The sequence below is a fragment of the Lutibacter sp. genome, assembly GCF_013139515.1.
Taxonomy (GTDB): Bacteria; Bacteroidota; Bacteroidia; order Flavobacteriales; family Flavobacteriaceae; genus Lutibacter.
The window spans coordinates 1-7,767 of record NZ_WTAR01000141.1 but is presented as its reverse complement, the minus strand read 5'-3'; the positions used below and the strand labels follow the sequence as shown (position 1 = coordinate 7,767).

The 7,767-nt window shown below is 30.0% G+C and carries 9 protein-coding genes; 3 read left to right on the top strand and 6 right to left on the bottom strand.

Translation table 11 applies throughout. The features are described 5' to 3' along the window. A partial coding sequence (gene ffh, locus GQ540_RS12330; protein ID WP_291801537.1) for a signal recognition particle protein occupies positions 1–1,225 on the top strand: 1,225 nt, incomplete at its 5' end. A gap of 61 nt (positions 1,226–1,286) precedes the next feature. After that, positions 1,287–2,159 (top strand): bifunctional 5,10-methylenetetrahydrofolate dehydrogenase/5,10-methenyltetrahydrofolate cyclohydrolase, encoded by an 873-nt coding sequence (locus GQ540_RS12325; RefSeq protein WP_291801534.1) that lies wholly within the window; start codon positions 1,287–1,289, stop codon positions 2,157–2,159. A gap of 4 nt (positions 2,160–2,163) precedes the next feature. Here GQ540_RS12325 and GQ540_RS12320 read toward each other — a convergent pair whose 3' ends face one another. The 4 genes from GQ540_RS12320 to GQ540_RS12305 form a co-directional block, all read right to left on the bottom strand. Further along, the gene (locus GQ540_RS12320) at positions 2,164–2,529 is read right to left on the bottom strand and encodes a cupin domain-containing protein (RefSeq protein WP_291801532.1); all 366 of its coding nucleotides are present in this window, start codon (positions 2,527–2,529) and stop codon (positions 2,164–2,166) included. Continuing rightward, complete coding sequence (locus GQ540_RS12315; RefSeq protein ID WP_291801530.1) at positions 2,522–3,169, bottom strand: pyridoxamine 5'-phosphate oxidase family protein; 648 nt, start codon at positions 3,167–3,169, stop codon at positions 2,522–2,524. The genes GQ540_RS12320 and GQ540_RS12315 overlap by 8 nt, the downstream gene beginning before the upstream one ends. Positions 3,170–3,173: 4 nt before the next feature. After that, a complete protein-coding gene (locus GQ540_RS12310) occupies positions 3,174–3,746 on the bottom strand; it encodes a hypothetical protein (protein ID WP_291801528.1) in 573 nt (190 codons plus the stop codon). A gap of 73 nt (positions 3,747–3,819) precedes the next feature. Next, a complete protein-coding gene (locus GQ540_RS12305; RefSeq protein WP_291801526.1) occupies positions 3,820–5,334 on the bottom strand; it encodes a helicase HerA-like domain-containing protein in 1,515 nt (504 codons plus the stop codon). 104 nt (positions 5,335–5,438) lie between these two features. Here GQ540_RS12305 and GQ540_RS12300 point away from each other — a divergent pair, with 104 nt between their 5' ends. Next, positions 5,439–6,071 (top strand): 7-carboxy-7-deazaguanine synthase QueE, encoded by a 633-nt coding sequence (locus GQ540_RS12300; RefSeq protein ID WP_291801525.1) that lies wholly within the window; start codon positions 5,439–5,441, stop codon positions 6,069–6,071. On the opposite strand, the gene cmk is transcribed toward GQ540_RS12300, so the two are convergent. Both cmk and porQ read right to left on the bottom strand, forming a co-directional pair. Continuing rightward, on the bottom strand, positions 6,068–6,760 hold the full coding sequence (gene cmk, locus GQ540_RS12295) for a (d)CMP kinase (protein WP_291801522.1): 693 nt from the start codon (positions 6,758–6,760) through the stop codon (positions 6,068–6,070). The two genes, GQ540_RS12300 and cmk, sit on opposite strands and share 4 nt — an antisense overlap. Before the next feature lie 4 nt (positions 6,761–6,764). Further along, a partial coding sequence (gene porQ, locus GQ540_RS12290; protein WP_367206093.1) for a type IX secretion system protein PorQ occupies positions 6,765–7,767 on the bottom strand: 1,003 nt, incomplete at its 5' end.

The following is a 7,767-nucleotide window of genomic DNA, read 5'->3' as shown; positions in this document are numbered from 1 at the left end:
AGCGCTTTTAGATGCCGATGTTAACTTTAAAATAGCAAAAAAATTCACTACTATCGTTAAAGAAAAAGCTTTAGGACAAAACGTATTAACTACGTTAAATCCTGGGCAATTAATGGTAAAGATTGTTAAAGATGAGTTAACTAGTTTAATGGGGGGTGAAACTGTTGGGCTTAATCTTTCAGGAACACCAACGGTAATATTAATGTCAGGTTCACAAGGTTCTGGTAAAACTACATTTTCTGGTAAACTTGCAAATTACTTAAAAACAAAAAAAGCAAAACAAGTATTGTTAGTGGGTTGTGATGTTTATCGTCCGGCCGCTATAACTCAATTGCAAGTTGTAGGAGAGCAAATTGGTGTTGATGTTTATGCTGAAGAAGGAAATAATAATCCAGTTGAAATTTCTAAAAATGCCATAAAACATGCAAAAGCAACCGGTAAAAACGTTGTAATTATTGATACCGCAGGTCGTTTAGCTGTTGATGAGCAAATGATGACAGAAATTTCAAATATTCATAAGGCTGTAAATCCACAGGAAACACTTTTTGTTGTGGACTCAATGACTGGGCAAGATGCCGTAAATACTGCAAAAGCCTTTAATGATATTTTAAATTTTGAAGGTGTTGTTCTTACAAAGTTAGATGGTGATACACGTGGTGGAGCTGCGTTATCAATTAAATCGGTAGTAGATAAACCAATTAAATTTATTGGTACTGGTGAGAAAATGGAAGCGATAGATGTTTTCCATCCAGATCGTATGGCGGAGCGTATTTTGGGAATGGGAGATGTTGTTTCGTTAGTAGAACGTGCCCAAGAACAATATGACGAAGAAGAAGCTCGTAAAATTCAAAAGAAGATAGCCAAAAATCAATTCGGTTTTGATGATTTCTTGAAACAAATTCAACAAATCAAAAAAATGGGAAATATGAAAGATTTGATGGGAATGATTCCTGGGGCCGGAAAAATGATGAAAGATGTTGATGTTGATGATGATGCTTTTAAAGGCATTGAAGCAATTATACATTCAATGACTTTAAGTGAAAGAACAGAACCAAAAACTATAAATGCTAGTAGAAAAAAGAGAATTGCAAAAGGGTCTGGTACTTCAATACAAGAAGTCAATCAATTGCTAAAACAATTTACTCAAATGAGTAAAATGATGAAAATGATGCAAGGTGGAGGTGGCCGACAAATGATGCAAATGATGAAAGGAATGGGGAAATAATATTACAAGGTAAACTTAACAGTTTGCCTTTTTTTATATAAAAATTTTTAAATTAAATACAATGGTTTTATTAGACGGTAAAAAAACATCAGCAGATTTAAAAGTAGAAATTGCTGAATCGGTGAAACAATTAAAAGCTCAAGGAAAAAAAACACCTCATTTAGCTGCTATTTTAGTTGGTACTGATGGTGCAAGTATGACCTATGTAAATGCCAAAGTAAAAGCTTGTGAATTGGTTGGATTTAATTCAACTTTAATTGATTTACCCGAAGAAACTTCTGAAGAAAAATTACTACAAGAAATCGATAAATTAAATGACAATAATGATATTGATGGATTTATAGTGCAATTACCATTACCTAAACATATTGATGAACAAAAAGTACTAAATGCTGTAAACCCTAATAAAGATGTTGATGGTTTTCACCCAACAAATGTTGGTAGAATGGCTTTAGATATGCCTTGCTTTTTACCTGCTACGCCTTTTGGAATTTTAGAATTATTAGAACGCTATAATGTTGAAACTTCAGGAAAACACGTTGTTGTGATTGGTAGAAGTCATATTGTTGGTCGCCCAATGAGTATTTTAATGAGTCAAAAACGAAAAGCTGGTAATTCAACCGTTACAGTTGCTCACAGTAGAACAAAAAACATGAAAGAGTTGACGCTTCAAGCTGATATTATTGTAGCTGCCTTAGGTATTCCAGAATTTTTAACTGGAGATATGGTAAAAGATGGTGTTACAATTATTGATGTTGGAATTACCAGAGTTGATGATGCTTCTAAAAAAAGAGGCTACCGTTTAGCTGGTGATGTTCATTTTGAAAGTGTAAGTAAAAAATCATCATTTATAACACCTGTTCCTGGAGGTGTTGGACCAATGACTATTGCAATGCTTATGAAAAATACGCTATTGGCGTGTGAAAGAAAATAACTATTTAATCCTCTTCCCTATTCACTAACCCAATTGAAAATGCCGGTAAACAAACTGCTAAATATTCACATTCAGCATCAAACGGATTTGAATATTGTACTCTTGCTCCTTTATTAATTTTAATTGACTGCCCAGCTTCTAAAACAATAATTTCACCATCAATATTTAATTGTTTCTTACCTTTAATTATATATGTATATTCATCAAACTTAGGTGTTTGGAATGGTTCACTCCAACCTGATGGAGCTACCATATGGGCTAAACTTAATTCTCCATTATCTGTAGTGTGACCAAAATGTTCTTCAATTAATTTTCCATCTAGTGTTGGAATCACAAATGGAGATTTTTGTATTTTATATTTTTTAATCATTTTTCACGAATTTTTTAACACTTTCTGACAAAGGTATATTTTTATCTAAAACTGGGTCAGGAATTGGCTCACCCACAATCGTATTTAAAGGAATCACACCTGCCCAAATTGGCAACTCATAATCAGGTTTATCGTCTAATGGTGGTCCTGTTCTTATTTTTGCTGAAGCTTCTGTGATTGGTATTTTAAGAATTTTTGTTGCTTTCATTTCTTTTTTATTAGGCAAACGAACTTCTTCCCATCTATCAGGTATAATTTGATCAGAAATAACTTTTAACGCATTATATCGTTCATCTTCACCGGTTACAAGCAGTGCTTCACCAAATACAGTTACTGAATGATAATTTAAAGAATGATGAAATGCAGAACGTGCCAAAACAATTCCGTCAGTTTGAGTTACATTTAATGAAATTGGTAAACCTTTTTCTAATTCAAGAAGCATTCTACTTACAGTTGCTCCGTGAACATATATATAATCTCCATCTCTCCCATAAATTGTAGGAATAACAATAGGATAACCTTCATGAGCAAAAGCCATTTGACAAATAAAATGAGTATCTAAAATTTTACAAATAGTTTCTCTATCATAAAACCCTCTTTTTGGAGCTCTTTTAACTTTTGTCTTCTTGGTTGGTTCCATATTATTAATTAAACCAAATTGTGAAATATTTAATTTTAGCAATATCTGGAATCTGATCAAGAGTCACTTCTTCTCTACTAAAAGCGTTTAAGCCTAATTCTCTTTTATCAATTGCTATTGTAGCGTTTAATTCATCAATAAAAAGTGTTGCTGATGTTAGTGAAGTTTCAACATTATTCACCATATAATTCTCATTAATTTCTTTAAATGTAGATTGTAAAGAAACTCCTTTATCTGTTTTATAATTTTTATCAAAAATTTGAATACTTTTTATTTTTGATAAAGAATCATTTTGCTTAGTTGGTGAAATTTCCAATAACTTAACTCCTTCTAAAGAGAAAATTTTATACTCATCATCATCTAAAGAAAATATATTATTTTCATTATCAGCTTTATTTAACGCTAAATTTGAAACTATTGAATCTTTATTAAAAATAGAATTTAACTCTAAAACAGTTGTCTCTTTAGTTAAATAGCCAACTTTTCCTTTTTCAATTAAGTACTGGTTTCCTTTACCGCATTGAACAAACAAAAAAGAAACTAAAACTATATATATGATTTTTTTTATAATTAACATAAACAACTTAATTTTTTAGATAATATACTTTATAAACGTAGCAAATTTAATATTATTAGTATGAACTAAAAAATTAAAGTACACGTTTTAAAATTCCTAATACACCTCTAATAAAAGTTGCACTAGTAACTACTTTTAAAATAGGATTCATTCTAGTACTTCGCCTAGTACTTGATGATTTTGATGACTTAGCAATTTCTTTTTTCTTCTCCTCAACTTCTTCTCTTTCATTAATCTTTTCTATTTTATCAGATAGAATTTCATACGCACTTTCTCTATCAATATCCTCATTATATTTATAAAATAGACGTGAATTTTCAATTAATTGTTTTAGTTCCTTATCGGTTAAAATATCCATTCTACTCATAGGAGCTCTCATCATAGTTGCAGCCAAAGGAGTTGGACGTCCTTTTTCATTTAAAACCGAAATAAATGCTTCTCCTATTCCAAGTTGCGTTAAGGTTTCATCAACATCGTAATATTCTGAATCTGGATAGTTTTCTGAAGCTAACTTAATTGCTTTTCTATCTTTTGCAGTAAACGCGCGTAATGCATGTTGTACTTTTAATCCTAATTGTGCTAATACGTCTTCAGGAACATCTTTAGGGTTTTGAGTTACAAAAAATAACCCAATTCCTTTAGACCTTATTAATTTTACAATACTTTCAATTTGAGAAACTAAAGCTTTTGATGCTTCTCTAAATATTAAATGTGCTTCATCTATAAAAATAACTAATTCAGGCTTTCCACTATCTCCTTGCTCAGGAAAAGTTGCGTAAACTTCAGCTAACAATTGCAACATAAATGTTGAAAACAGTTTTGGTTTATTCTGAATATCTGTTAAACGTAATACTGAAATAATTCCGTTTCCATTTTCGTCAGTCCTCACTAAATCTTTAACATCAAAAGAACGTTCTCCAAAAAACAAATCACCTCCTTGTTGTTCAATTTCTATAATTTTTCTTAAAATAGCACCTGTACTGGCTTTAGATATTAAACCATATTCAGATTGAATTTCATCCTTACCTTTACCAGTTGAAAATTGCAACACTTTTCTAAAATCTTTTAAATCTAAAAGTGGCAATTTGTTATCATCGCAATATTTAAAAATAATTGAAACTATACCACTTTGTGCTTCACTTAAATCTAAAATTCTTGAAAGTAAAACCGGACCAAATTCAGAAATTGTAGCTCGTAATTTAACCCCTTTTTGATCTGAAATTGTTAAAACTTCAATAGGAAATTTTTTTGCTTCAAAAGGTAAACCAATAGCAGCGTGTCGTTCATCAATTTTAGCATGTCCAGGACTTGCTTTAGCCAAACCACTTAAATCACCTTTAATATCCATCAGCAAAACTGGAATTCCTTTTTCTGATAGATTTTCTGCCATTACTTGTAACGACTTTGTTTTACCAGTTCCTGTTGCCCCAGCAATTAATCCGTGTCTATTTAATGTTTTTAAAGGCACTTTTACAAAGGCTTCTTTTACTGTTTCACCATCTAACATTGCCGATCCAAAAGTGATAAATTCTCCTTTAGTTTTATAGCCTTCTGTAATATGATTAAAAAAAACTTCTTCTCTGCTCATTCTAATATTTTTCATAAAAATAGAATATATTAATCGAATTAAAAATTTCAATAGAAATTAAGTTCAATAAATTTATTTTAACTAGTTATTTCTATATTTGCAAAATGATTAATGAACGTACACAACAACTTATAAATAAAGGAGAAATGTTGCCTTTAATGGAAGAATTTTACACAATTCAAGGTGAAGGGTTTCACTCAGGAAAAGCAGCTTATTTCATTAGAATTGGCGGTTGTGATGTTGGCTGTCATTGGTGCGATGTTAAAGAAAGTTGGAATGCTAATTTACATCCGCCAACACCTACAGATGCTATAATTACTAATGTTTTAAAATTTGCAAAAACTGTTGTTGTTACTGGTGGGGAGCCATCTATGTGGAATTTAGAGTACATTACAAATAAACTTCAAAAAAAGAATATTAAAACACACATTGAAACATCAGGCGCTTACACTTTAAGTGGAATATGGGATTGGATTTGTCTTTCACCTAAAAAAACAAAATTACCTTTGAAAGGTATTTATTCAAAAGCTAATGAACTTAAAATAATTGTTGTAAATAAAAACGATTTTAAATTTGCTGAAGAACAAGCTTTAAAAGTTACCAACAATTGCGAATTATTTTTACAGCCTGAGTGGAGTAAACGTGATGCTATAATTCCTCTAATAGTTGATTATGTTATGAAAAACCCACAATGGAAAATATCACTTCAAACACATAAATATTTAAATATACCTTAAATAATATTTATTTTTCCGAGAACAATTTTGTAAATAAGATCAAATTGCTCCTCCAAACTCATATCCGAATTATCAATCTCAATGGCATCTTCAGCATTTATTAATGGAGAGTCTTCTCTTGTAGAATCAATATGATCTCTATGCTGAACATTATTTAATATTTCTTTAAAAGTTACTTTATCACCACGTTCAATTAATTCATCAAACCTTCTTTGGGCACGTTTTTCAGCTGAAGCATTTATAAAAAACTTTAACTCCGCATTTGGAAAAACAACAGTTCCTATATCTCTTCCATCCATCACTACACCTTTATTTATTCCCATTTGCTGTTGTTGTTCTACAAGTTTTTTTCTAACTTCTGAAACTTCAGCAACTTTACTTACATAATTAGATACTTCTAAAGTTCTAATCTCTTTTTCAACATTAACATTGTTTAAATACATTTCAGCAAAACCAAGAGAAGAATTAAATTTAAATAGCAAATTAATATTTTCTAAATCTGAAATCAGTTTATCAACATAAAAATTATCTTTTGAAATAATATTATGTTGCATTGCATACAATGTTACAGCTCTATACATTGCGCCAGAATCTACATACACATATAATAATTTATTTGCTAATTGTTTAGCAATTGTACTTTTTCCTGTTGAAGAAAACCCATCAATGGCAATTGTAATATTTTTCAAATTCTTAATTTAAATTTATTTGTAAACTAAACGTACTCGAATTAGAAGCAGGATGGTATTTTGAAAATGCATAATTAAACTTTAATTTATTCATTTTTAAACCAAACCCAGCTGTAAAACCAGAAAATGTTCTTTTATCAATTAATTGTAATTCTTTTGCACGTCTAAAATTATAACCTAATCTAATATTAAAAGCTCCCTTTGGAAATAATTCTGCACCAATAGCTAAATGTCTTATTGTGTTATTAAAAAATGAAATGCTTTCATTAGTTACAGTACCATTTAAATCAGTTGTAGCATTTGACGGGTTACTTTCAGAAATATTCCATTTCTGTAAATTATCAAAAGTTATATGCCAAGTAATTGGTACTTTTTCTAATGCGTAAGAAGCTCCCAATGCTATATCTAAAGGTAATTCTTCTCTAGTCTCATCAAATACAGTAATTTGATAACCTACATTACGAGCTACCAATGTAAAAACATAAGGTTTATTTTCATTATAATATAAAAGAGAAAAATCTGCACCAACACCAAATGAAGAATAATTTTCTATAACCGAATTTATAAACTTAACATTAGCACCAACAATAAAATCAGTTTTAAAAATATTGTATGAATAACCAACTGAAAATGCTAAATCATAAGCTTTAAAAGTTCCAGTTTCAACACCACTTTCATCAGCACTAATAAATTTTCCATAATTTAAATAGGTGATTCCCGCATGAATAGTACCAAAATTACGATTAATCATATGAGCAAATGATGCTGAAGTTAAACTAATATCTGCCAAGTAATTTAAATAATTAACAGATAATTGATTATCTAATTCATTATTAATTATTGAAGGATTCCATAAAGGTTGATTTACATCATCTAATAAAGTTAATGTTTTACCACCTAAAGCTACTTGTTTTGCTGAGCCTGTTAAATTTAAAAAATTATAAATACTTTCACCTCCAACTTGTGAAAATGAACTCAATGAAACCAAAAATAAAAGTTGAATAATT

Excerpts from the sequence above, each read along its gene's own strand:
- GQ540_RS12325 (WP_291801534.1), top strand. The coding sequence starts at position 1,287 with ATGGTTTTATTAGACGGTAAAAAAACATCAGCAGATTTAAAAGTAGAA.
- GQ540_RS12320 (WP_291801532.1), bottom strand. The coding sequence starts at position 2,529 with ATGATTAAAAAATATAAAATACAAAAATCTCCATTTGTGATTCCAACA.
- GQ540_RS12315 (WP_291801530.1), bottom strand. The coding sequence starts at position 3,169 with ATGGAACCAACCAAGAAGACAAAAGTTAAAAGAGCTCCAAAAAGAGGG.
- GQ540_RS12310 (WP_291801528.1), bottom strand. The coding sequence starts at position 3,746 with ATGTTAATTATAAAAAAAATCATATATATAGTTTTAGTTTCTTTTTTG.
- GQ540_RS12305 (WP_291801526.1), bottom strand. The coding sequence starts at position 5,334 with ATGAGCAGAGAAGAAGTTTTTTTTAATCATATTACAGAAGGCTATAAA.
- GQ540_RS12300 (WP_291801525.1), top strand. The coding sequence starts at position 5,439 with ATGATTAATGAACGTACACAACAACTTATAAATAAAGGAGAAATGTTG.